Annotated in this window: 26 protein-coding genes; 10 read left to right on the forward strand and 16 right to left on the reverse strand. The window is 66.8% G+C overall.

All coding sequences use genetic code 11. The features are described 5' to 3' along the window. Positions 1-57: 57 nt before the first annotated feature. The 8 genes from IAE56_RS00710 to IAE56_RS00745 all read right to left on the reverse strand — a co-directional run bounded on the left by IAE56_RS00710 (position 58) and on the right by IAE56_RS00745 (position 8,237). Positions 58-2,418 carry a TonB-dependent hemoglobin/transferrin/lactoferrin family receptor gene (locus IAE56_RS00710; RefSeq protein WP_200751070.1) on the reverse strand — a complete coding sequence of 787 codons (2,361 nt, stop codon included), beginning with the start codon at positions 2,416-2,418 and terminating at the stop codon, positions 58-60. A 126-nt stretch (positions 2,419-2,544) separates the two neighbouring features. Beyond that, entirely contained in the window at positions 2,545-3,996 is a 1,452-nt protein-coding gene (locus IAE56_RS00715; RefSeq protein ID WP_200751071.1) for a DUF2271 domain-containing protein, read from the reverse strand. Positions 3,997-4,107: 111 nt separating this feature from the next. Continuing rightward, complete coding sequence (locus IAE56_RS00720; protein ID WP_200751072.1) at positions 4,108-5,013, reverse strand: EF-hand domain-containing protein; 906 nt, start codon at positions 5,011-5,013, stop codon at positions 4,108-4,110. A 30-nt stretch (positions 5,014-5,043) separates the two neighbouring features. Beyond that, positions 5,044-5,841 carry a DUF4198 domain-containing protein gene (locus tag IAE56_RS00725; RefSeq protein ID WP_200751073.1) on the reverse strand — a complete coding sequence of 266 codons (798 nt, stop codon included), beginning with the start codon at positions 5,839-5,841 and terminating at the stop codon, positions 5,044-5,046. A 144-nt stretch (positions 5,842-5,985) separates the two neighbouring features. Continuing rightward, the gene (locus IAE56_RS00730; protein ID WP_200751074.1) at positions 5,986-6,234 is read right to left on the reverse strand and encodes a hypothetical protein; all 249 of its coding nucleotides are present in this window, start codon (positions 6,232-6,234) and stop codon (positions 5,986-5,988) included. A gap of 28 nt (positions 6,235-6,262) precedes the next feature. Next, on the reverse strand, positions 6,263-6,553 hold the full coding sequence (locus tag IAE56_RS00735) for a hypothetical protein (protein WP_200751075.1): 291 nt from the start codon (positions 6,551-6,553) through the stop codon (positions 6,263-6,265). A gap of 83 nt (positions 6,554-6,636) precedes the next feature. Beyond that, a complete protein-coding gene (locus tag IAE56_RS00740) occupies positions 6,637-6,885 on the reverse strand; it encodes a hypothetical protein (RefSeq protein ID WP_200751076.1) in 249 nt (82 codons plus the stop codon). Between the two features lie 161 nt (positions 6,886-7,046). Continuing rightward, the gene (locus tag IAE56_RS00745) at positions 7,047-8,237 is read right to left on the reverse strand and encodes a YbfB/YjiJ family MFS transporter (RefSeq protein WP_200751077.1); all 1,191 of its coding nucleotides are present in this window, start codon (positions 8,235-8,237) and stop codon (positions 7,047-7,049) included. Between the two features lie 165 nt (positions 8,238-8,402). On the opposite strand from IAE56_RS00745, the gene IAE56_RS00750 reads away from it, so the two are divergent. From IAE56_RS00750 to IAE56_RS00770, 5 genes are all read left to right on the forward strand, one after another. Then, positions 8,403-9,437, forward strand: a complete 1,035-nt coding sequence (locus IAE56_RS00750; protein WP_200751078.1) for a YeiH family protein — start codon at positions 8,403-8,405, stop codon at positions 9,435-9,437. A gap of 15 nt (positions 9,438-9,452) precedes the next feature. After that, positions 9,453-10,331, forward strand: a complete 879-nt coding sequence (locus IAE56_RS00755; protein ID WP_200751079.1) for a LysR family transcriptional regulator — start codon at positions 9,453-9,455, stop codon at positions 10,329-10,331. A gap of 131 nt (positions 10,332-10,462) precedes the next feature. Continuing rightward, positions 10,463-11,068, forward strand: a complete 606-nt coding sequence (locus IAE56_RS00760) for a TetR/AcrR family transcriptional regulator (protein WP_200751080.1) — start codon at positions 10,463-10,465, stop codon at positions 11,066-11,068. A 99-nt stretch (positions 11,069-11,167) separates the two neighbouring features. Beyond that, the gene (locus IAE56_RS00765) at positions 11,168-11,851 is read left to right on the forward strand and encodes a type 1 glutamine amidotransferase domain-containing protein (protein ID WP_200751081.1); all 684 of its coding nucleotides are present in this window, start codon (positions 11,168-11,170) and stop codon (positions 11,849-11,851) included. Between the two features lie 117 nt (positions 11,852-11,968). Next, positions 11,969-12,364, forward strand: coding sequence for a hypothetical protein (locus IAE56_RS00770; RefSeq protein WP_200751082.1), 396 nt, complete (start codon positions 11,969-11,971; stop codon positions 12,362-12,364). Between the two features lie 15 nt (positions 12,365-12,379). On the opposite strand, the gene IAE56_RS00775 is transcribed toward IAE56_RS00770, so the two are convergent. Then, positions 12,380-12,808, reverse strand: a complete 429-nt coding sequence (locus IAE56_RS00775; RefSeq protein WP_234455807.1) for a hypothetical protein — start codon at positions 12,806-12,808, stop codon at positions 12,380-12,382. 417 nt (positions 12,809-13,225) lie between these two features. Here IAE56_RS00775 and IAE56_RS00780 point away from each other — a divergent pair, with 417 nt between their 5' ends. Both IAE56_RS00780 and IAE56_RS00785 read left to right on the forward strand, forming a co-directional pair. Further along, positions 13,226-13,966 (forward strand): DNA/RNA non-specific endonuclease, encoded by a 741-nt coding sequence (locus IAE56_RS00780; RefSeq protein ID WP_200751083.1) that lies wholly within the window; start codon positions 13,226-13,228, stop codon positions 13,964-13,966. 117 nt (positions 13,967-14,083) lie between these two features. Continuing rightward, complete coding sequence (locus IAE56_RS00785) at positions 14,084-15,010, forward strand: GAF domain-containing protein (protein ID WP_200751084.1); 927 nt, start codon at positions 14,084-14,086, stop codon at positions 15,008-15,010. A gap of 13 nt (positions 15,011-15,023) precedes the next feature. Here the strand turns inward: IAE56_RS00785 and IAE56_RS00790 are convergent, their stop codons facing one another. From IAE56_RS00790 to IAE56_RS00800, 3 genes are all read right to left on the reverse strand, one after another. Beyond that, positions 15,024-15,461: a hypothetical protein gene (locus IAE56_RS00790; RefSeq protein WP_200751085.1), complete on the reverse strand. Its 438-nt coding sequence runs from the start codon at positions 15,459-15,461 to the stop codon at positions 15,024-15,026. A 32-nt stretch (positions 15,462-15,493) separates the two neighbouring features. Then, positions 15,494-16,045 carry an isochorismatase family protein gene (locus IAE56_RS00795; RefSeq protein ID WP_200751086.1) on the reverse strand — a complete coding sequence of 184 codons (552 nt, stop codon included), beginning with the start codon at positions 16,043-16,045 and terminating at the stop codon, positions 15,494-15,496. A 202-nt stretch (positions 16,046-16,247) separates the two neighbouring features. Beyond that, complete coding sequence (locus IAE56_RS00800) at positions 16,248-16,907, reverse strand: NAD(P)H-binding protein (protein WP_200751087.1); 660 nt, start codon at positions 16,905-16,907, stop codon at positions 16,248-16,250. Between the two features lie 206 nt (positions 16,908-17,113). On the opposite strand from IAE56_RS00800, the gene IAE56_RS00805 reads away from it, so the two are divergent. Further along, entirely contained in the window at positions 17,114-17,515 is a 402-nt protein-coding gene (locus IAE56_RS00805; protein WP_200751088.1) for a response regulator, read from the forward strand. 29 nt (positions 17,516-17,544) lie between these two features. Beyond that, positions 17,545-17,739, forward strand: a complete 195-nt coding sequence (locus tag IAE56_RS00810; protein ID WP_079221965.1) for a hypothetical protein — start codon at positions 17,545-17,547, stop codon at positions 17,737-17,739. A gap of 16 nt (positions 17,740-17,755) precedes the next feature. On the opposite strand, the gene IAE56_RS00815 is transcribed toward IAE56_RS00810, so the two are convergent. The 4 genes from IAE56_RS00815 to cho all read right to left on the reverse strand — a co-directional run bounded on the left by IAE56_RS00815 (position 17,756) and on the right by cho (position 20,757). Then, positions 17,756-18,085, reverse strand: coding sequence for a hypothetical protein (locus IAE56_RS00815; RefSeq protein WP_325167149.1), 330 nt, complete (start codon positions 18,083-18,085; stop codon positions 17,756-17,758). Continuing rightward, complete coding sequence (locus tag IAE56_RS00820; RefSeq protein WP_200751089.1) at positions 18,082-19,245, reverse strand: zinc-dependent alcohol dehydrogenase; 1,164 nt, start codon at positions 19,243-19,245, stop codon at positions 18,082-18,084. The genes IAE56_RS00815 and IAE56_RS00820 overlap by 4 nt, the downstream gene beginning before the upstream one ends. Positions 19,246-19,344: 99 nt before the next feature. Next, a complete protein-coding gene (locus tag IAE56_RS00825; RefSeq protein ID WP_108768928.1) occupies positions 19,345-19,821 on the reverse strand; it encodes a YetF domain-containing protein in 477 nt (158 codons plus the stop codon). A 78-nt stretch (positions 19,822-19,899) separates the two neighbouring features. Next, positions 19,900-20,757 carry an excinuclease Cho gene (gene cho, locus IAE56_RS00830; RefSeq protein WP_108768929.1) on the reverse strand — a complete coding sequence of 286 codons (858 nt, stop codon included), beginning with the start codon at positions 20,755-20,757 and terminating at the stop codon, positions 19,900-19,902. Between the two features lie 181 nt (positions 20,758-20,938). Between cho and IAE56_RS00835 the strand changes: the two genes are divergently transcribed. Continuing rightward, entirely contained in the window at positions 20,939-21,325 is a 387-nt protein-coding gene (locus IAE56_RS00835) for a sensory rhodopsin transducer (RefSeq protein ID WP_200751090.1), read from the forward strand. Positions 21,326-21,396 lie beyond the last annotated feature (71 nt).

Here is a 21,396-nt window from a genome sequence, read left to right on the forward strand (position 1 = left end):
TCCGTGCAACGGGGTCGGAGCCCTTTCCTGCGGAAAGGGATCCGACCCCTGCCCTGCTTACAGGAAGTCGTAGCTCAGGGTGAAGCGCACGTTGCGGCCCGGCTGCGACCAGCGGCCGATGCCATCAGGGCTGGTTGCACCCTGGAAGATCGCGGTACCTGCACCCGCCGTACGCACGCGGTTCCACAGGTAATACTCCTTGTTGAACACGTTGTAGACGCCGGCCGTCAGGTTGATCTTCGGGGTGATGGCGTAGCTGCCGAACACATCCAGCAGCGTGTACTCGCGTGCCTTGTAGGCGTAGACCGGCACCACTTCAACGCCGTAGCTGCCGTTGGTGATGCTCTTGCCGTAGTCCGACGGGTCCTTGCGCTGCTGGTGGGTGATGTTGGCGGTGACGCTCCAGCGGCGCGACGGCGCGTTGTAGGTCAGGCCGCCCACGGCCTTGGCCGGGATGATGCTGGCCAGCGGCTCACCGTCGTTGTCGGTGCCTTCGTTGTACGAGTAGGCCACGCGGGCCAGCCAGTCGTCGGCCAGCAGCCACATGCCCTCGGCTTCCACGCCCTTCACTTCCACGTCGCCGCGGTTGATCGGCATGGTGTAGGTGTAGCCGTTGCTGACCACGCCGCGGCTGTTGCGGTACTGGATGCCTTCGTCGGCCAGGTACTGGGCGGTGTCGATGAAGTTGCTGTACTTGTCACGGAACACCGACACGCCCACGCGCAGGCGATCGCTCTGGAAGCGCCAGCCCATTTCCAGGTTCAGGCTGCGCTCGGCGTCCAGGTCCGGGTTGCTCCTGCCATCGGGCAACGACACGGTGGCGCCGTCGGACACGCGGGTGTAGTCGGTGCTGGATGCGCTGCCGTACATGTCATTCACGCCCGGCGCGCGGAAGCCGCGGCCGCCCTGCACCCACAGCGACTGGGTATCGGTGAACTTGAACTCGGCGCCCAGGTTCCAGGTCGGCGAAGAGAACTTGGAGACGCCGACGCTGCCTGCGTCGTCCTCGTAGCCCGACTGGCCATTGCCACCGGCCGAGGTCTCCGGGGTGTACTTGTAGCTGTCGTAGCGCAGGCCGCCGGTCAGGCTGAGGCGGTCGTCGAGCAGGCGCACGCGGTCACGCACGTAGGCGGTCAGGTCGGTCTCGCGGGTGTCCGGCCACAGCGACGGATCGGTATCGCGGGTGAACAGGCTGCCATCGTTGCCCCAGCGCGAGTCCACGGAGTTCCAGTGGATTTTCGCCTGCTGCCAGGCGGCACCGTAGACGATGTCATGGCGCAGGCCGGCGGCTTCAAGGCTCTTGTCGAAGTCCAGGGCGACGCGGTTGCGCTTCTGCGTGTCCCAGCGGTTTTCCTGGCGCGAGCACGGATCGGTGGTCGAACAGCGGGTGCCATAGGTGGCCGCGGTGCCGTTGGCCACCAGCACGTTGGTCTGGCCCTGGATGTAGTTCTTCTGGTAGTCGGCGGTGGCTTCCATGCTGTCGAACAGCGCGTTGTCCGCGCGCCAGGTGTACTTCAGGCCGTAGCGGTCGCGATCGCTGCGGTCTTCGGCGCTGCGGAAGAAGTACGAGCCGGTGCCGTCGCTGCGGGTCCAGTTGTCGACATCGTTGGTGGAGCGCGCGCGCTCATACACCACGCCCAGGGTCTGGGTGTCGGTGGCCAGGAAGTTGACCTTGAACAGCAGGTTGTCGCTCTCGCGGTCGACCGGATCAGGCGTGCGGCGGCCCGGGCCAAGGCGGTCGATGGTGGTGTCGTACCAGGATTCGGTCTCGTGGCCATCGCGCTTGGTGTAGACCAGCAGCGATTCGAACCTGCCGGTGCGGTTGGCCAGGGTCAGCGAACCCATGTTCTCGTCGCTGGAACCGGTGTAGCCGTACTTCACCGAACCGAAGCTGTCGTTGCCGCTGGCCTTGAGGAAATCGGCCGGGTCCTTGGTGGTGAACATCACCGCGCCGCTGAGCGCACCACTGCCGGCAGTGATCGCGTCGGCACCCTTGATGATCTCCACCGTCTTCACCGCTTCCAGATCGACGCTGCCGCGGCCGGAACGGAAGAATTCATAGGGCTGGTAGGTGCCCGGGTCCATGCTCTGCGGGAAGCTCAGGCCGTCCAGGGTGATGGACACGCGGTCGGCTTCCATGCCGCGGATGTTGAAGCCATTGAAACCGGCGCGACCGAGATCGACCATTTCCACGCCGGGCACGTACCGGATGGCGTCCTCCATGCTCTGCGCGCCCTGCTGCTGCAGGTTCTTGGCCGACAGCGTGGTGACGTTCTGGTTGTCGGACTTCTTGCGCGTCTCGGTCACCTGGATGGTGTCGAGGGTGCTGTCGGCTTCAAGCGCGGCCGCACGGGCGAGGGCCGGCACGGCGAGGCTGGTGGCGACGGCCAGGGCCAGCAGTGAGGGTTGCAGTTTCATCGGGAACTCCGCAGTTGTGGAAGGTGGTTGTGCCCTTGGGCGATGTGGCCCGGGGCGTTCCTGGCTGCGGAGCGCCGGGGTGCGGCGCGGTCTGCGTTGCTGGGAGTAAACGGGAATGGGGTGTGGCTAGGGCCTTGAGACCTGCAGGCTGCCGATCTCGCTGCTGCCCTGCGCCTTGGCGGGAAGACCGCCGCCCTGGCCGGTATCGATCGGCACGGACAGGAATTCGTGCCCCCCGCCCTGCCGCGCGGCCTCGATCTGCACGCGGTACGCACCCGGCGGCAGCGCCTGGCCGCGATCATCGCGACCATCCCAGGCCACCGAATAGCGCCCGGGCATGCGGGTCGGCCGGGCGATGCCCTGGATGGCCGGCAGATCGTCGCGGCCGTAGCGGCGCCACCACTGCGGCAGATCCTGCAGATAGCGGGAGCGCCCGCCCAGCACCAGCAGCTGGCGCACCGGGCTGCCATCCTCGCGGGCGATCCACATCGCCAGATAGGGCGCGTGATAGCGCTCGCTGGCGAGGTTGGGCACCTGGTAATCGATGACCAGCTGCTCAGGCGCAGTGGCTGCACCGTCGGTGGCCGCCAACAGGGCCGGCCAGCGCTGCGAGGCGAAGGCGGTACCGGTGTCGCTGAGGATGAGTGCGGCGACGTCCGCCATCGCATCCGCCAGCTCCAACCCGGAACGGATCGGCATCACCGACAGCGCGGTGGCCAGCGCATCGGCGCTGCTGGCATCGGGCGCCACCACCGTCGCCGACGGTGCGAACTGCATGGGCCAGCCCGACCAGGGGTCGAGAATGTGGCTGTACTGGCGACGGCCGACCGTGTAGCCACGGGTGGCATGGCCGCTCGCAGCGATGGCCCGCGAGCGCAGCGCGACGGTGGCGAGCGCGGGCCGGTTGTCACGCGGTGCGCGGGCATCGGCCACACCCACCGGCCAGGGCTGCCCTGCCCCGCTGGCCTGCCAGTAACGGGCATCGCCGCCGATATCCAGAGCGATCGCGGTGGCGGCAGGTGCCGCTGCACGTGCAGCCGCCATGGCGTGATCGATGATGTAGCCCTTGGCCAGGGCATCGACATCGAACACCACCGCCTGCGGACGGGTCACCGGCGCGCGGTCATCAAGGATGACTTCCGCACTGGCGGCAGCCGATGCCAATCCACGCAGCTCCTCGCGCGTCGGCAGCACGCCGCTCTCCTGTGCCTGCCGCCAGCGCTGTGCCAGCGCACCCAGGCGGCAGCTGAAAAGCCCTTCGGTACGTACCCGCCATTCCTCGCACAGACGCAGCACGGCGCGCAGATCGCCGGTCAGTTGCTGGGGTCCAGTGGAGGCATTGAAGCGACTCAGCTCGCTGTCCGCGCGCCAGCGGCTGAGCACGGCATCCAGCCGCTCGATCTCGGCCAGCGCCGCCTGCTGGGCAGCCGCCGCCTGCGCTGCAGGCCCGTCGATGCGCAGGTCCAGCGAGGTGCCGAGCACATCATCGCGGTGCAGTTCGGCAGCGCTGGCGCTGCCGGCATGCAGTCCGCACAGCGTTACGCAGGTCGCCAGCAGCAGGTTGGAAAAGGACGTCATCGAGGGCTCGATCAGGCACGGGGCCTCCCGGACCACCTGATGCAGCCGGCCCGGTCAGCAGAAAGAACAACGGTTGCAACGACGGGTCACCCGCGCGGGTGACCCGGGCAATCAACGGCGCGGTGCGGGTGCCGGCACCTTGGCGTCGGCCGCATCGACCACGCCATCCTTGTTGCGGTCGGCGGTTTCGAACAGTCGCTTGCCCGACACCTGGTACTCGGCGAAGGTCATGTGGCCATCCTTGTCACCGTCCAGCACGCCAAAGCGCACGTGCACCTGGCGGTCGCCGCCCTGGTCCAGCGCATCGATGCGGCGGTCCACGCGGGTCTCGAACTCGGCAAGGTACTCATCCAGGCTCAGCTGGCCATCGCCACTGCTGTCGGTGCGGGCGAACTGCGCATCGCGCACGCGCTGGTATTCGGCGCGGTCGACCTTGCCGTCACCGTTCTCGTCGTACAGCTCCAGGAAGCCGGCCGCGGTGTGGCTGGTCGGCATGCCCAGGCGGCTGCGCTGCTGGTTGTCGAAGCGCTGCGCGCCGGCCGCGGTCTTCGCTTCGCGCTGCGGTGCGGCCTTGGCATCCGCGCCCTTGCTGGCCAGCGCCTTCTGCCCACCCTGCCAGGTCTTTTCACCGGCGGCATCGAACTCGGCGCGCGAGACCTGGCCATCCCTGTCGGTGTCCAGCGCAGCGAAACGGGCCTTGGTCTGCTCGACCTGGGCGGCGCGTTCGCGCTCGATCTCGGCGGCCACGCGGGCATCGAACTCGGCCACGTACTCGGCTTCTTCGATAGTGCCGTTGCGGTCGGTATCGGTGGCGTCGAAGCGGGTGCGACGGAAGGTCTCGAACTCTTCCCAGGTCACCCGGCCATCGCCGTTGTCATCGTGCTCGGCGATGAAGGCCAGCACGTTGTTGCCGTGGCCTCCCACCAGCGGGCGCGGGCCGGGCGCGGTCTGTGCGGAGACAGCGGAAGAAAGCAGCAGCGCGGCAACGCACGCACTGGCAAGCACGGTGGTTTTCATGTCGACCTCGAAGGCGGTGTTACGGGGAAATCAGGGATTCAGCACGCGGAACGAGAGCGTGACGCTGTTGCTGTACTCGGCCACCGGCGCGCCGGCGGGCGCAGCGGTGCGGTGGCGGGTCAGCGCGATCCAGGTGCCGGCTGCGGACAGCGGCAAGCGCACGTGCCCGGCGGCATCACTCTTCAGGTTGACCACCTGCGGCGTGCGGTCCGAGCTCCACACCGCCTCGGTGACTTCCACGGCCTGGTCGGCCAGCGGCTTGCCGTCGTACTGCACGATGAAATCGAAGGTCTCGCCCACGTACAGATCGTTGGGATGGGTGACCGGTACCAGCTCCACGCCCTTGTTGCGCGGCGCCAGCGCGGCGCGGTCGGGATTGCCGACGGTGACGTAGCTGTCGGCCTGGGTGAGCGACTGGAAATCGGAGATCACCTTGGCACCGGCCGGAATCTTCACCGCCGGGTCGCGCGAACTCTCGCGCTTGCCATTCTGTTCCCAGGTGCGGAACAGCGCGCCCAGGCGCTGGCCCGTACTGAGGCGGTAGGTGCCCGTGCCTGCTGGCAGCGTGTACTCGGCCACGGTGCGGGTCTTCATCACCTGCGAGGCCAGCGGCGCCTGCTTGCCATCCGGGCTGGTCACGGTGAACTGGCTGTCATCGAACGCGGTTTCAGGGACGAAGAAGGTCTCGGCGAACGAGGCGTCGATGGCAACGGTCTGCCTTGCCCGCGGCGCGAAGTTGCTGGGCACCAGGTAGGGCGTATGGGCGTGTGCCGGCAGGGATGCAGCCATCGCCAGCGCGGCGGCGGCGAGCAGGGAAAGAGTCTTCATGGGGCCTTCGTGTCGGTGAGCGTGGGCGCTGGCGAGACGAAGGTCCGGGGCTGGCGGACGGAATGCTATGCCAAATGAGATTAGTTATCAATTGGTGAAATCTGGCGAAATGTATCGCCGGGCATCGCAGTTCACCGCCCCCCCTCAGCGCACGTTGCCGAGGGCGACCAGGAAACCGATCAATGCCAGCCCGTAGCCGGCCAGCAGTACGCCGGCGAATAGCCTTCGCCTGGGCCCGCCCACCGCAACCGACAGGATGACGCAGGCGATGGACGCTGCCACGCCGAGCAGAAATGCCTGGAACAACCCGGCGCTACCGACCGACCCGCGCCAGGCCAGAAATCCGGCGCATGCCAGTGCGATGGCGGCTGCCAAGGCCCAGAGAATCTTCATGGGGTCACCTGGGATTCGCTCCGGACGGCTATGCGCGCACCAGCGCCATCCACCGGTAGCCCACGTACACGGCACCAGCGGCAATGGGCAGCAGGCTGATCCAGCCCGGCAGCTTCAGCACGAAGAACAGCACGACGCTGGCGACCAGTACCACGACCGAGACAGCGATCACCCAGCCGTTGAACACCACGACATCGGCCGCGTCCTCATCCCAGCGGTTCGACGGCCGCCCCTTCACGGCGCGATGGCGGCGCAGCATCCAGACATCGATGAAGAAGTCCGCGATGCCTTCCAGCAGGTCCCCGATGAAGCCAGACATGTTCAATCCTTGAGCGTCGGCGCGTGGTACCGATCTTCAGCGTCGACTGCGCTGGCCGTCAAGCGTGACCGCGCCGCCGCCCCTCAGCGAACATTGCCGACGGCGACCAGGAAGCCGATCAATGCCAGCCCGTAGCCGGCCAGCAGCAGGCCGGCGACAAGCCTTCGCCTGGGCCCGCCCATCGCAACCGACAGGATGACGCAGGCGATGGACGCTGCCGCGCCGAGTAGAAATGTCTGGAACAGCCCGCTACCGCCGACCGACCCGCGCCAGGCCAGGAACCCGGCGCATGCCAGTGCGATGGCGGCTGCCGTGGCCCAGAGAATGTTCATTGGATCGCCTCGGCCCAGATATGGAGCGCTACGCGCGCAGCATCCAGACATCGATGAAGAAGTCCGCGATGCCTTCCAGCAGGTCCCCGATGAAGCCAGACATGTTCAATCCTTGAGCGTCGGCGCGTGGTGCCGATCTTCAGCGTCGACTGCGCTGGCCGTCAAGTGTGACCGCGCGCCTCACGTCGATCCGCCACATACAGCAGCAGCGCCCCGCAGCCCATCAGTACCGCCGTGGCCACCAGCGCGCTCTGGTAGCTGCCGGTCGCCCTGGCCATGTACCCGGCGATGACCGGCCCGATGATCTGCGCCATACCATAGCCGAGGGTAATGCGTGCCATGGCCTTGGAGGGATTGGACGGCACATGGCGCCCGACCAGCGCCAAGGTGAGACTGACGATGCCGACGAACGTGGCGCCGAACAGCCCCGCCGACAGCAGATTGATGGCCGTGCTGGACGATACCGCTGGCAGCAGCATGCCCGCGCCCTGCAGCAGGTAGGCCAACAGCAGCGCCCGGGTCGCACCGAAGCGGCGGGCGATGCGGTCCCAGGCAAAGGTGGACGGCAGCGCGGCCACGCCGACGACAACCCAGACCCAGCCGCCCCTGCCCTGCAGCACGGGCAGCTTTTCAAGGATGGCGACAATGAAGGTGGCGCCGATGACGAAGCCGAAGCCCGCACAGACATAGGCCGCGTTGAGCAGGCGCATCCACGCGACTGACGTGGCCGGTGGTGGTGCACCCTGCTCGACCGCGGTGCTGGGCGCGGATGCCGGCGCGGGCATCCACAGCCAGGCCGGCACGAAGAACAGCAGGCCCAGCACCCCCAAGGCGATCCACTGCCCCGACCAAGTCAGCGCAGGCAGGGTCAGCACCACCGCCGCACCGGACACCACGATGCCCAGCCCCATGCCGGTAAAGTGCAGGCCCAGATCCGGGCGTCGTCCGCGCTGCAGCAGCCAGTTCAATACCAGGCCAGATGCCAGCAGCAGCCCAGCCACGCTGGACAGCCCGGACAGGAACCGCAACACGCCCCAGGCCACCGGGTCGCGGGTCAGGCCCATGGCCACGGTACTGGCCACCGCCACCACCAGGCCGATGCGGTAGAGCACGTACTTCCGGCGAAGATCGCCCGCCGATGCCGCCAGCAGCGTGCCGGCCATATAGCCGGCGTAGTTGATGGCAGCCAGCCAACCGGCGGCGACGTAGTCCAGGCCGGCCTGCGCCTTCATGATCGGCAGCATCGGCGTGTAGGCGAATCGGGCGAGGCCGACGGTCAGCACCAGCGCGCAGATGCCAGCGAAGATGACCCGAAACGGCGTGGTGTTTCCATCAACAGCAGCTTGGTTCATCGCATCGTGTGCCGTCTTCGCCGGATCCGGGGGCGCTGCCGATGGTACAGCGCTGGGCCGCAGCCGATGCCATGCCATTTCGATATGGGATGACTGCATTATGTGTATTGGATGCATGGCTGGCGGGCGACCACACTGGCCATCCCACCCCACGCAGCTGCTGAAATGAACCGCCCGCTCTCCCCTGCTCCCTGCTGGATCCAGCACCATTACGCCGGCCTGCTGCTGACGGCCGCCGTCGCCGCCGTCGCACTCATGCTGGGGCACTGGCTGCCACTGGTCGGCGGCCCGGTGTTCGGCATCGTCCTCGGCATCGTGCTGAAGAACCTGCTCGCGCCGGGCAGCCGCTTCGATGCCGGCATCCGCTTCGGCGGCAAGCAGGTGCTGCAGTGGTCGATCATCGCGCTGGGCTTCGGGCTCAGCCTGGGTGAGGTGCTGAAGACCGGCATGTCATCACTGTCGGTGACCCTGGTGACGATGTCGGTGGCTTTCCTCAGTGCCTGGCTGCTCGGCCGCTGGCTCCGCGTGGACGGCAAGATGACCGTGCTGATCGGCGTGGGTACGGCGATCTGCGGTGGCTCGGCGATTGCGGCGGTCACGCCCATCCTCAAGCCCGACGATCACGAAACGGCGTTCTCGATCTCCACCATCTTCCTGTTCAACCTGGTGGCGGTGCTGCTGTTCCCGCTGCTGGGCCACCTGATGCACATGAGTGACCAGGGCTTCGGCCTGTGGGCGGGCACGGCGATCAATGACACCTCGTCGGTGGTCGCTGCCGGCTACGCCTACAGCGATCTGGCCGGCGGTTACGCCACCATCGTCAAACTGACCCGCTCGACCCTGATCATCCCGGTCTGCCTGGTGCTGACCGTGGTGATGGCGGCCTTCGCCAAGCGCCGCAGCAACACGGCAGGCAGTGCGGGCGGCTTCAATCTCGGCGCGATCTTCCCGTGGTTCATCCTGTGGTTCCTGGTGGCTTCGGGCCTGCGCACCGCCGGTTGGGTGCCGGACGCCGCGCTGCCGCTGCTGCAAACGCTGGCTGAAGTGCTGATCGTGTTCGCGCTGTCCGCCATCGGTCTTTCCGCCAACCTGCGGTGCATGGCCGCCACCGGCGTCCGCCCCAGCCTGCTGGGCCTGGGCGTATGGGTGGCCGTGGCGACCAGCAGCCTCGTGGTGCAGTACTTTATCGGGCAGCTCTGACCGAAACCCACGCACATGAACCTCCATCACCTGGCCATCTTCCACGCCATCGCCGAGACCGGCAGCATCTCCGCCGCTGCGATCCGCGTGCGGGTGTCCCAACCGGCGTTGTCGCGGGAGCTGAAGGATTTCGAGGGGCGCCTTGGAGTGGTGCTGTTCGAGCGGCTGCCGCGCGGCATGCGGCTGACCGAACCGGGCAAGGTGCTGCATGCCTACTCGGCGCGGTTGTTCGCGGTGGCCGACAGCGCGCAGGCGGCGATGCGTGATTTCGCCGATGCCCGCGCCGGGCAGCTGTCGATGGGCGCCAGCAACACCATCGGTACCTATGTGCTGCCGCGTTTCGTCGCGCAGTTCCGCACCCTGTTCCCGCAGGTGGGCATTTCCCTGTTCGTCGGCAACACCGAACAGGTTGCACAGGGCGTGGCGGACCTGCGTTTCACCGTGGGTTTCGTGGAAGGCCCGATCCGCGTCGAAGGCGTGGTTGCGGAGGAATTCAGCCGCGACGAACTGATTCCCGTGGTGGGTGCGCAGCATCCCTTGGCCAGGCGCAGACGCGCCAACCCGGCCGACATCAACGGATTGCCGCTGCTGATGCGTGAGCCCGGCTCGGGCACCCGCGAGCTGATCGGCGAGCTGCTGCAGCAGCTGGACGTGCAGACCGGCAGCATCGTGGAGTTCGGCAATACCGAGGCGCTGAAGCAGGCCGCGATCCATGGCGGCGGCATCGCCTGGCTGCCCAGCATCAGCGTGGTACGTGACCTGCAGGACAGCAGCCTGGTCCGGCTTCCGGTGCGGGCGCTGGGCCTGCAACGGCCGCTGAGCATCCTGCGCCGCGAGGGAGCCTACCAGGTGCCGGCGGTCGAGGCCTTCCTGCAGAGGGTGCGCAAAGGCTGATCTGTAGAGCCGAGCCCATGCTCGGCTGCAGGGCCTGAGTCGAGCATGGCTCGACTCTACATAAACTGGGCAAGCGCACGCGCTTGAGACGGCACTAGACGACCGGTCTAATCGGGAGTATCGTCGCTTCCATGAACCCCGCCCCCGACATTGCAGGCACCGACGTCCGCCAGAAGATCCTGGCCAGCGGCCGCCGCACCATGGGCGGCAAGGGCTTCTCGGCGGTCGGCCTGAACGAGGTGCTGACCGCAGCAGGCGTGCCGAAGGGCTCGTTCTACCACTACTTCGGCTCGAAGGAGGCCTTCGGCGAAGCCCTTCTGCAGGACTACTTCGACGAATACCTGGCCGAGATGGACCAGATCTTCGGCAGCGCCGGCCAGAACAAGGCCGAGCAGCTTGAGCGCTACTTCGCCGCCTGGATGGAGAGCCAGTCCTTCGAGGACTGCCAGGGCAAGTGCCTGGCGGTGAAGCTGGGCGCCGAAGTGGCTGACCTCTCGCCAGCCATGCGTGCGGCCCTGCGCAGTGGCACGGCCGGCATCATCGAGCGCCTGACCCGGGCGATCGAAGGTGGCCAGGCCGACGGCTCTCTGGCCAGCAACGGTGATGCCGCCGCTCTGGCACAAAGCCTCTACCAGCTGTGGCTGGGCGCCAGCATCATGGTCAAGATCGTGCGCGGTCCGCAGCCCTTCGAGAACGCGCGGCTTACCACCCGACAGATCCTGCATCCCTCACGCTGAGCGAGGGATGCATCCGACACACTCCCTGCGGAGTGTTTTTTTACGATCAGCTGCTAGACGACCGGTCTACTGCATCACCCTTCCAACAGGAGCACCCCCATGAAAGTCCTCATCGTTCTGACCTCGCACGACCAGCTTGGCGACACCGGGCACAAGACCGGCTTCTGGCTGGAAGAACTGGCCGCCCCCTACTACGCCTTCAAGGATACGGGCGCGGAGATCGTGCTGGCCTCGCCCAAGGGTGGCCAGCCGCCGCTGGACCCGAAGAGCAACGAGCCGGCGTTCCAGACCGAACTGACCCACCGCTTCGAAGCCGACGCAGACGCCAAAGCGCAGCTGGCCGCCACCGTGCGCCTGGACAGCGTCAACGCTGCCGACTTCGACACCGTGTTCTACCCCGGCGGCCACGGCCCGCTGTGGGATCTGGCCAATGACGCCCACTCCATCGCGCTGATCGAATCGCTCGTTGCCAGCGGCAAACCGGTCGGCCTGGTCTGCCACGCACCGGGCGTGCTGCGCCAGGTCAAGGCGCCCGATGGCAAGCCCTTGGTCGCCGGCAAGCAGGTCACCGGCTTTGCCAACACCGAGGAGGACGCAGTGGGCCTGACCAAGGTCGTGCCCTTCCTGGTGGAGGACATGCTGAAGGACCTGGGCGGTAACTACAGCAAGGGCCCGGACTGGGGGTCGTACGTGCGCCGCGATGGCCTGCTGGTGACGGGCCAGAACCCGGGCTCGTCGACCGAGGCTGCCACGGTGCTGATCCAGGCAGTCGCCAAGGCCTGAGTGCCACGAAGGAGCGATCCGGCGCACACGCCAGGATCGCTCCACTTGGCCGTGCTACGGTGCGCACACAGGCACGCTGCGTATTTCCCAGAGCCTTCCCCACACCGGGCAGTTCCCATGAAGCGCACCCAGGCGACACCCAAGGCGTCCACCGAGACGGTGCCGCCCGATCTGTTCAGCGCCCTGCGCCAGATGCTGCTGCGTCATCGCGATGGCCTGCTCGTGGTCCACGACACGGATCAGCACTTCTACGCCAACTGCCGCACGCCGGGCGCCAACGGCAAAGCACAGTTCTTCGGCGCGGTGAAGGTGTCCGGGCGCAAGCACGCCTTCCACCTGATGCCCATCTATGACCATTCCGAACTGCTGGCGGGCATCAGCCCTGCGCTGAAGCAGCGCATGCAGGGCAAGTCCTGCTTCAACTTCGACCGCTGGGATGAGCCACTGCTGCAGGAGCTGCAGACGCTGGTGGACCAGGGCGCCGCGCGTTACGCGGCCGAAGGCAGGCTCTGACGCCTGCCGGCGCGCCTAGCGCTCCCGGCAGCGCAGCCACCCGCCCGACGGCGAGGCCACCTGTTCCCAGCCATTGGCCAGCCGCCGGAAGGCCTGGCCACCAATGCAGGCGGTGCCGGTCCGCTTGGCTTCGGCCGAACCCAGCGCAGGCAGTTCGCTCACCTCGGTGGAGGGGCCGGGACGACCAGCTTGGCGGGCTTCGTTCTGCAGCGTATTGGCCTCGACCCCATCGCAGTACGCCTTGGCCGCCGGATGCGGATGATTCGGCCACGCGTACTGCGCGCAGTTGAAGGGCGTGGTGCTCTTCGCCATCGAATTGTGGGCCGGCCGTGGCGCGGCCGGCAGCGGTTTGCGCGCGGGGCCGGTCGCGGAGCGGATCTGCTGCGCGGCGGCCGGCAGTGCGGCGACCAGCAGCCACGCCAGCACCAGGGGGCGAACTTCCATGACCTGTCCTCGTTCCTTGAGTCTGCACTGCGCTGGCGCGAGCGTGTGACGCGTCACGCTTCCCATGGATCAACGCGCTGATTCGGCCGCAAACCCCCCGCCTGCCGATACCGGCCCGCGCGCCTGCCATGCGCACGTTTCACCCTGCGGTCTGCGATCTGACACACGCAGGACGCTTGCGCCGGGTCACAACTCCGGACATCCAGCGTTGACCTGAAAGCGACACGCGCTGACGCTTACGACACCGCGCGCCACCTCGGTGGCCAGGGGGCGCGGTCGAGTTCCTCCTGCATGACCGGCATCCGCCGGGTTCCAACCGCAGTCCTCACCCACCCACACGCGCAATGCCTCCGCATGGCGAACGCTTTCGCCGTGAGGGCGTCCTGCGTCCTGGAAAAACCTGACGGAGACACTGCAATGCGCCTTGCCACGTTCCTGTTCGCCCTGGTCCTCAGCGCCTTTGCCGGCGCCGCCCACGCGGAAACGGTCACCCTCAACAAGGGCGGCTTCGTGCTGACCTACGACTGCAGCATCCACAGCGCCACGCGGTACGAATACACCCTGCTGGCCGATACCGGCACGGCCAAGCGCCCGTCCAGCTTCTACAAGGACACGGACCTGCCCACCGGCTGCCTGGGCCAGAACAGCACCGCCTCGTACGCCAGCATCCATGCCGGCTATGACCGCGGGCATCTGGTCACCTCCAACCACATGGACTACGACACCACCTACATCCGCCGCGCCAACTTCATGACCAACATCGTCCCGCAGGTGTCCAGCTTCAACCAGGGCATCTGGGTGAAGGCCGAGAACGTGGCCGAGTGCTACCGCGACATCGCGCCGGTGGACGTCTATGGCGGCGTGGTCTACGGCGATGCCGCCAACGATTACTTCCTGGCCAGTCACGGCATTCCGACGCCGGAGTTCTTCTGGAAGACCATCATCACCCGCGACCCGCAGACCGGTACCGCCAAGGCGATCAGCTGGATCATTCCCAACGAGGCCAACCTGGGCAGCCTGGACAACTACCTGGTGACCATCGCCGATCTGGAAGAACTGCTCGGCGCCAGCTACGTGGCGATCAACGCACCGGTGTCACTGAAGAACATGCTCCCCGCCACCACCTGGCCGCAGCCTGCAGGTTGCGACCTGGGCTGAGGCCCGCACCCTGCCCCGGCCATGCGCCGGGGTACGGGCCGGATGCGGCGGTGGTTCATCCACTGGACGCGGGCGTGCTCTAGCATGAGCGACGACCTTTGACTGCCCAGGATCATCATGACGGATCATTCTTCTGCCGCATTCACTGAAACCGAACGCCAGCACGCGCTGGATGCGCTGCACGTGGTCGGCAGTCTGCCCGAGCCGGCCTACGACGATATCGTGAAGGTGGCGGCCGCCGTCTGTGGTACGCCGATGGCCCTGGTGACCCTGATCGATCGTGATCGCCAGTGGTTCAAGGCCCGCATCGGCGTGGATGGCACCGAAACCGACCGCGACGTGGCGGTGTGCGACCATGCGATCCGCCAGCCCGAGCAGCTGCTGGAAGTGGGCGACCTGAAACAGGACAGCCGCTTCGTCGACAACCCGGTGTTGAACGAGATGGGGGCGCGCTTCTACGCGGGCATGCCGCTGGTCACCCGCGAAGGCGCGGCGGTCGGCAGCGTCTGCGTGGTCGACCTGACCCCGCGCTCGCTCAGCCAGGAGCAGCGCGAGGCCCTGCAGGCCCTGGCCCGGTTGACCATGAACCTGATGGAAGCGCGCAGCCGCGAGCGCGAGCAGGAAGTGGCGACCATCCTCGAACAGAGCCCGCTGGTGGAAGCCGCGCACGCCACAACCGGCACGGCCTGCACCGTGGTCATCCTCGAGCTGCAGGACCTGGCCGGCCTGGCCGAACAGATGGGCGAGCGCAGCCTGGAACGCCAGCTGCAGCAGCTGGACGTGGCGCTGGAGCAGTGCCTGGATGCCGGGCGCGGCGACAGCATCAACCGCGTCACCGGCAGCGGCGAGTTCATTGCGGTGCTGGGCAGCGACCAGGCCACCGCAACCCTGGCCGCCCTGCAGGCCGTGGCCGACGATGCCTCCGCGCGACTGCCGCGGCCGCTGCTGCTGGGCGCAGCGGGCGGCACCGGCGAGGAGAGCACCAGTGCGGTGTTCCTGCGCGCCGACCGTGAGCTGAGCGCGCGCAAGGACGAGCAGCGCTGAGGCTGCGCAGGTCTCAGTCGAACCAGAGCATCGTGGCCGGCCCGCTGCAGTCTGCAGGCAGGGGGTCGGCCAGGCTGCCCGGCAATGCGGACAGTGCGCCGCTGCCAAAAGTATGCGTCGTGCCGAAGGCCACACCCTTGCCGCTCCGTGTGTAGCGCACGCCCACGGCCACGCCGTCCTTTCTTTCCAGCTCGAAGCCGTCCGGCCACAGCGCCAGAAGGCGCTGACCCGATCCAGTAACGAAGTAGACGCACGAGCCGATGGGCTCGATGGTGCCGATGGAAGCCGCGGTCAACCAGACCGTCGACGCTTCAGGCGTCAGCGTTACCGCCCGCAGCTGTGGCGAAGGATGGCGATCACCGCCCCCCGTTGTGCTGCAGCCTGCCACTGCGGACAGCAGCAACAGCACAAGGCTGTTGCGGAGTGTCCGTGCCTGGGTCATCGGTCCCATCTGCCCTCCTGGCTGACTTCGTTGACTGGAGCTTACCCTGCCGCGAACGTGCAGTCTGCGCTGGCGACGAGGCTGACAAACGCCCCGCCCAGCGTGGCGTTGTGATGCTCGACGATGGTCTGCGCCTCAAGCACGGCCGAATCGGTGGTGGTGTGCGCGTCGGCCACCAGCACGGCCGCAACGCCGAGGTCGCGCGCGGCGCGGCAGGTGGTATCCACGCAGTAGTCTGTCTTCATGCCGACGATGACCAGCTCCTCGACGCCGGCCGCGGCCAGTCGCTCGGCCAGGCCGGTCTCGAAGAAGCAGCTCGGCCGCGTCTTCTCGAACATGGTGTCGAGCGCGGGATCGATGGCGAGGTCGGCCAGCAGCTGCGACAGCGGGCTGTCGCTGGCAAGCGGCGAGCCTGCGGGGCCCACGTGCCGTGCGGCAAACACCGGGGCATCGGCGGCATGTGCGCGGTCGATCAGCGCATTGATGTTGACCAGGACTTCGTCAGCGCGGTAAGGGCGATGCGCGCCGTTGAACAGGCCGTGCTGCATGTCGATGACCAGCAGGCCGCGGCGGGGGATTCGGGATGGGCTCATGGTGTTTCTCCTGTGGGGTGGGCACGGACGGAGAAACAGAAGACCCCGTCCATGACTGGCGGGGTCCTGCGGGGTGGCGCTACATCACGTCAAGTAACGACCTCACGACCTGCCAGCGGCAGTCGTGGTGGTAGTGGTGACGGTGGCGGCGCGGAGGACCATGCATCCGATGCTGCGTCACCGCGTTGTGGTGGTCAAGCCCTCATGCCGGCGACAGCGCCTGCAGTGCATCGAACACCGGGGTTTCGCCCTCCGTGAGTTCGATGATGCAGCGGCGCAGCTGCGGGTGTTCGATCAATGCCAGCAGCGTGGCAGCGACGTCGGCGCGGGCGATGTTGCCGTAGGGAATGGCCAGGCCGGCACGCACCCGGCCCGTGCCCGGTTCGTCGGTGAGCGTGCCCGGGCGCAGGATCACCCAGTCCAGCGCGCTTTCTGCGAGGTGCACGTCGGCACGCTTCTTCACCACCATGTAGTTCTCGAACGTATCCGACAGGTGCTTGCCACGACCGGCTTCCGGGAAGGCCGACACCAGCAGGAAGCGCGGCACGGCCGCGGCCTGTGCGGCGGCCACGGCCAGTTCCAGTCCGCGCCCATCGATGGCGTCGGTCATCGACGCGCCGCCCTTGCCGCCGGCACCGGCCGAGAACACCACCACGTCACAGCCTTTCATCAGTGCCGCCAGCGCGGCGACATCCAGCTGCAGCAGGTCGCCCTGAACCGGGCGTGCGCCGAGGGCGGTGAGTTCGGCGGCCTGTTCCTGCGCGCGATGCAGGGCCAGTACGCGGTGGCCGCGTGCGCTGGCCTGCTCGACAAGGGAACGGCCGACCTTGCCGGCTGCGCCGACGATGAATACCTGGCTCATGCTGGATCCTGTGAAGGGGGTGGTCCAGTGTGGCGCGCAGAAAACCAACACAGCGTGATCGCCCGCGATGGCTCCGGTAGATGCCAACCGTGGTTGGCGCCCCGGAAACGCCCGATCTTCGCGCCGCGCACACGGCAGCGAGCCGCTGGCTTGATGCCCGGAAGCGGAACATGGGGGCAACATGAAAATACGAGCACGACCTGCGTATGCAGAAGTACGGAAATGAACAGACGCAGGAGCACTGCCTGTTATTGGTGGAGGATCAGCTGGATCTGGCTGAACTGGTTGAGGATGCGCTGTCCAACGAGGGGAACACCATCACGCACGCTGAAAGCGTATTCGAGGCACTCAGCCTGCTGCGCAACGAGCAGTTCGATGCCGCCATCCTAGATATCGAGCTCGGCGACGGCGTGGTGTTCCCGGTCGCTGACCGGCTGGCGGAGCTGGGCGTGCCCTTCCTGTTTGCCTCCGCCGTCTACGATCAGGTCGTTCCGGCCCGCCACCAGAAGGCGCGCTTCGTCGCCAAGCCGTTCCACATCCCGCAACTGCAGGAAGCAGTGAACCAGACGCTGGCCCAGAGCCGTGCCGGACAACCGTTACAGCGCTGATACCGCACCTGCTGCAAGGAACTCCTTCGATGAGCAAACTACCGTTCAACCCTACGGGCGACGCCAGCGACCAGGACAAGGCGCATACGCCGGACAAGGTCCGTACCGACCAGAGCTGGAAGAAAGGCAAGGACATGCCGGAACAGAACGAGACGGCACATCCGGACGACTACGAGCGACCTGAGGTCGATCCGACGGGAGGTCGTCGAGGGTCGAAAGACTGAGCTGCCTCCCTCCCCTTCAAAGACCGTCGAACCAGCTCGCGTACGGCGTGTTCTTTACCAGGTAGCGGTTGTAGTCCTTGCCACCATCTGTCCACCACACCGGGCCACGCTCGCCGAGACCTCGTTTGGCAGCATCCACTGCGCGGCGCGCACTGCGCAGCGCAGTCGCCTCCCCGCTCCTCATCGCGACCTGCACTGCGCGCCGCGCGTCCATCAGTGCTGCCACCCATCGCGCACGTTCGGTGGCGGTGAGATCCGGATTGGTCGCGCGCCAGAGCCGGCCGCGCACCACGATGTAACGCTTGTCAGGGGTCAGCCGAGCAGCGCTCGCGTGATCGCTTGTCACGGGGTCAGCACGATCTTCCGGCAGTCATCGTCCTTCGCATCGAACATGGCATAGCCCTGCGCGGCTTCGGCCAAGCTCATCCGGTGCGAAATGATGTTGCCGGGGTCCAGCTTGCCCTCCAGGATGGCGGTCAGCAGCTCGGGCATGAGGCCCTGCACATGGGTCTGCCCCATCTTGAAGGTCAGGCCCTTGTCGAATGCATCCCCCAGAAGGAAGCCGTGTATGAAGCCGGCATACACACCAGGAATGCTGACGATGCCGCCGCGGCGAGCGGCAGCAATGCACTGGCGGATCGCCACGCCGCTGCTGCCTTCAAGCTTCACTGCGGTCAATGCAGTTTCAAGCGAACTGCCCTCCGCCTCGAACCCGACCGCCTCGATGCAGGCATCCACGCCTCGCCCGCTGGTCTGGCTGACGATGTAGTCGGCCGGATCGTCCACCTTGCCGAAATCGATCGGCGTGATGCCATAGGTGCGTTGCGCGAAGTCCAGTCGATACGGCAGGTGATCGACCATGAAGATGGTTTCCGCACCCAGCAGGCGGCAGCAGGCAGCGCTCATCAATCCCACCGGGCCTGCACCGAAGATGGCTACCGTCGAGCCCGCCTTCACCCCGGCGTTGAGTGCGGCCTGGTAGCCGGTCGGCAGGATATCGGACAGGAACAGCACCTGTTCATCTGCCACGCCTTCAGGAATGCGCAGTGGACCGACGTTGGCCTTGGGCACCCGCACGAATTCCGCCTGGCCGCCAGCGACCCCACCGTAGAGGTGGCTATAGCCAAACAATGCGGCCGGCGGCATCAATCCCTTCGCATTGAGCGCCGCGCCTTTGCCGGGGTTGGTGGTCTCGCACGCGGCATACTCCGCCAGCTGGCAGTGGAAGCATTCACCACAGGCAATCACGAACGGGATGACCACGCGGTCACCGGGGCGCACCTGGGCCACGCCCCTGCCAACCTCTTCCACGATGCCCATGAACTCATGGCCGAGTACATCTCCGGTGTGAAGGTCCGGAATCTTGCCCCGGTACAGATGCAGGTCGGAGCCACAGATGGCGGTGGCGGTAACGCGCAGGATGAGATCATCCTCGGCGGCGAGCACCGGATCGGGCACGGTCTCAACGCGGACATCCTTGCGGCCGTGATAGGTCAGCGCCTGCATCGTCGTTCTCCTGCCGTTGGGGACTGCAGGGTTGCATGGGCACGGCTGTGCCCACGGTGACCTTGTCGTGTGCGGCGTGTGGATTCCACTGTTGCAGCTTCAGCGGCCTTCGGCATCCACGGTGATCTCTCCCGAGGTTTCCAGCATGGCCAGTTCGATCTGGTGATGGCCATCGCAGCCTGCCTTGCGCATGGCCACGTCCAGGTCCTCCGGCGCCACATTGCAACGGCGCAATTGCTCCCAGAACACCTTGCCGTTGCGCACCAGCACTACCGGCGCGCCCTCCACCCAACGGTGCAGCCGACGATTGCGCGCGGTCACGAAACCGACCAGCCAGTTCAGACCCAGCAACGTGGCGGCAAGGATGAGTCCGCCAAGCAGTGAGGTGTCCTCACCGATCAGCGAGTTCTGCACTGCCGTGCCCAGCAGGACGATCACCAGCATGTCGAACGGTGCGGACTGCCCGATCGATCGCTTGCCACTGAGGCGCGTCAACAGCAGCACCACCACGTAGACGGCGGTGGCCCGTAATACGAACTCGAACCACGGCATGCCCAGCTCGAACAGATCGGTCACGGTATTCTCCCTGCATGGCCTGCCCGGAGGGATACAGAACAGGTCGTCCACGCTGCGTGACTCCGCCTGTGCGGCCTGCTAAAGCGGGTGCAGGGCCCATTGGCCCAACGACAGCCCCTTGCGAAGGATCCGGTACGCGTCGCGGTCGAACACCGGATCACTCCGACGCACGCGCCGGGCAGCGGCCAGGGTCTTCGCGCTGCCGTGATAGAACCATCCATCAACGACGTGGAACTGCCGCATCGCTTCGCCGCGTTCCTCGATGGCCACGGGGCCGGCGTAGGGCCATTCGGCAATCTCCAGCAGCATGAGCGCATCGGCCAGCCGCTGCTGATGCTCGGCAAGGGTCTCGCCGCCGCAGCAGGCACCGGCACACTGGCGCAGCATCGAGCGGAAGCACGGGCGTCCAGAGGGAAGCCGCTCCAGGCCCAGCAGCGAATAGCAGAGCCGATTCTCATCCGCCACGCGGCGCAGTGACTCACGCGCGGCGCGGGCACTCGAATAGATGCCGTACAACATCGGCGTGGTCGTCAGATCCACCTCTGACGAGTTCACCACACTGATCTCGCCCCGGTACAGACGCAGGCTGAACTGACGCGGCAACCGCCGCAGCAGCCGGTTGTACAGCGGGCGCTGTTCTTTCACCATCGCCGCCTCCAGCAGCTGCGCGCCCAGATCGCCCGCCATCGGCAGATGACTGATGCGCTCTGACTGGCGCAGCATCGCAGCCTCCTCAGCCGTCCGCAGATGGTCCATCACCCGCGTGCGCAGGTTGATGCTCTTGCCGATGTAGAGCGGCAGGCCGCCCTCGCGGCCATGGAACGTGTAGACGCCCGGTTGTGCAGGGAGCGCCTGCGCCTGCTCGCGCAGATGCTCAGGAAACACATACCCGGCGGCGCGGGCGGAACGTCGCGCGGCCTGCGCATTGGAAGGCATGAAGGGCAGCAGTCAGGTGCAGTGGAACCAGCGGTGCATGATAGGCAAGCGCCGCAGGACGGCCAACGCGTAGCGGCACACGCCACTGAACGCTTCATGTTGATACCGTGGACACCTGCCATGCACGCCCTCGACGCGGTCGCCTCGACCACTCTGGTGGACCCCCGTAAGGAGAGAGACCATGACGCAGGACAACCCCGGCGCCCTCGGGCGCACGCGCTGGGCCATTGCCGAGGGCTACATTCCCGGTTGGAGCAACGGGCCTGAGCCCGAGCTGCAGAGTCACGAGACCTGCTGCATCCTCAATGCCGGCAGCACCGATGCCCGTATCAGCCTGATGCTGTACTTCGAGGATCGAGCGCCGCAGGGTCCCTACACCTTCACCGTTGCTGCCCAGCGCACCTGCCACAAACGGTTCAACGACCTGCAGGAACCGGCCCCTGTGCCGCTGGGCGTTGGCTTCTCCTGCGTCATCGAGTCCGACGTGCCCGTGGTGGTGCAGCACACGCGCCTGGACTCGCGCCAGGCGGCGAACAGCATCATGACCACCATCGCGCACCCGCTGTGACCCACGCCGTGCACGCCGTGCCGACATTGCTGGGCCACGGCGTTTACTGCGGGGTGCCCACACTGGCAGCT

The sequence above is a fragment of the Stenotrophomonas sp. S41 genome (assembly GCF_016624625.1).
GTDB lineage: Bacteria > Pseudomonadota > Gammaproteobacteria > Xanthomonadales > Xanthomonadaceae > Stenotrophomonas.

Coding starts and splice junctions, on each gene's coding strand:
- IAE56_RS00805 (WP_200751088.1), top strand. CDS start 17,114: ATGCAGAAGTACGGAAATGAACAGACGCAGGAGCACTGCCTGTTATTG.
- IAE56_RS00820 (WP_200751089.1), bottom strand. CDS start 19,245: ATGCAGGCGCTGACCTATCACGGCCGCAAGGATGTCCGCGTTGAGACC.
- IAE56_RS00835 (WP_200751090.1), top strand. CDS start 20,939: ATGACGCAGGACAACCCCGGCGCCCTCGGGCGCACGCGCTGGGCCATT.
- IAE56_RS00740 (WP_200751076.1), bottom strand. CDS start 6,885: ATGAACATTCTCTGGGCCACGGCAGCCGCCATCGCACTGGCATGCGCC.
- IAE56_RS00730 (WP_200751074.1), bottom strand. CDS start 6,234: ATGAAGATTCTCTGGGCCTTGGCAGCCGCCATCGCACTGGCATGCGCC.
- IAE56_RS00720 (WP_200751072.1), bottom strand. CDS start 5,013: ATGAAAACCACCGTGCTTGCCAGTGCGTGCGTTGCCGCGCTGCTGCTT.
- IAE56_RS00770 (WP_200751082.1), top strand. CDS start 11,969: ATGAAGCGCACCCAGGCGACACCCAAGGCGTCCACCGAGACGGTGCCG.
- IAE56_RS00780 (WP_200751083.1), top strand. CDS start 13,226: ATGCGCCTTGCCACGTTCCTGTTCGCCCTGGTCCTCAGCGCCTTTGCC.
- IAE56_RS00755 (WP_200751079.1), top strand. CDS start 9,453: ATGAACCTCCATCACCTGGCCATCTTCCACGCCATCGCCGAGACCGGC.
- IAE56_RS00725 (WP_200751073.1), bottom strand. CDS start 5,841: ATGAAGACTCTTTCCCTGCTCGCCGCCGCCGCGCTGGCGATGGCTGCA.
- IAE56_RS00745 (WP_200751077.1), bottom strand. CDS start 8,237: ATGAACCAAGCTGCTGTTGATGGAAACACCACGCCGTTTCGGGTCATC.
- IAE56_RS00810 (WP_079221965.1), top strand. CDS start 17,545: ATGAGCAAACTACCGTTCAACCCTACGGGCGACGCCAGCGACCAGGAC.
- IAE56_RS00790 (WP_200751085.1), bottom strand. CDS start 15,461: ATGGGACCGATGACCCAGGCACGGACACTCCGCAACAGCCTTGTGCTG.
- cho (WP_108768929.1), bottom strand. CDS start 20,757: ATGCCTTCCAATGCGCAGGCCGCGCGACGTTCCGCCCGCGCCGCCGGG.
- IAE56_RS00710 (WP_200751070.1), bottom strand. CDS start 2,418: ATGAAACTGCAACCCTCACTGCTGGCCCTGGCCGTCGCCACCAGCCTC.
- IAE56_RS00715 (WP_200751071.1), bottom strand. CDS start 3,996: ATGACGTCCTTTTCCAACCTGCTGCTGGCGACCTGCGTAACGCTGTGC.
- IAE56_RS00750 (WP_200751078.1), top strand. CDS start 8,403: ATGAACCGCCCGCTCTCCCCTGCTCCCTGCTGGATCCAGCACCATTAC.
- IAE56_RS00800 (WP_200751087.1), bottom strand. CDS start 16,907: ATGAGCCAGGTATTCATCGTCGGCGCAGCCGGCAAGGTCGGCCGTTCC.
- IAE56_RS00765 (WP_200751081.1), top strand. CDS start 11,168: ATGAAAGTCCTCATCGTTCTGACCTCGCACGACCAGCTTGGCGACACC.
- IAE56_RS00795 (WP_200751086.1), bottom strand. CDS start 16,045: ATGAGCCCATCCCGAATCCCCCGCCGCGGCCTGCTGGTCATCGACATG.
- IAE56_RS00760 (WP_200751080.1), top strand. CDS start 10,463: ATGAACCCCGCCCCCGACATTGCAGGCACCGACGTCCGCCAGAAGATC.
- IAE56_RS00785 (WP_200751084.1), top strand. CDS start 14,084: ATGACGGATCATTCTTCTGCCGCATTCACTGAAACCGAACGCCAGCAC.
- IAE56_RS00735 (WP_200751075.1), bottom strand. CDS start 6,553: ATGTCTGGCTTCATCGGGGACCTGCTGGAAGGCATCGCGGACTTCTTC.
- IAE56_RS00775 (WP_234455807.1), bottom strand. CDS start 12,808: ATGGAAGTTCGCCCCCTGGTGCTGGCGTGGCTGCTGGTCGCCGCACTG.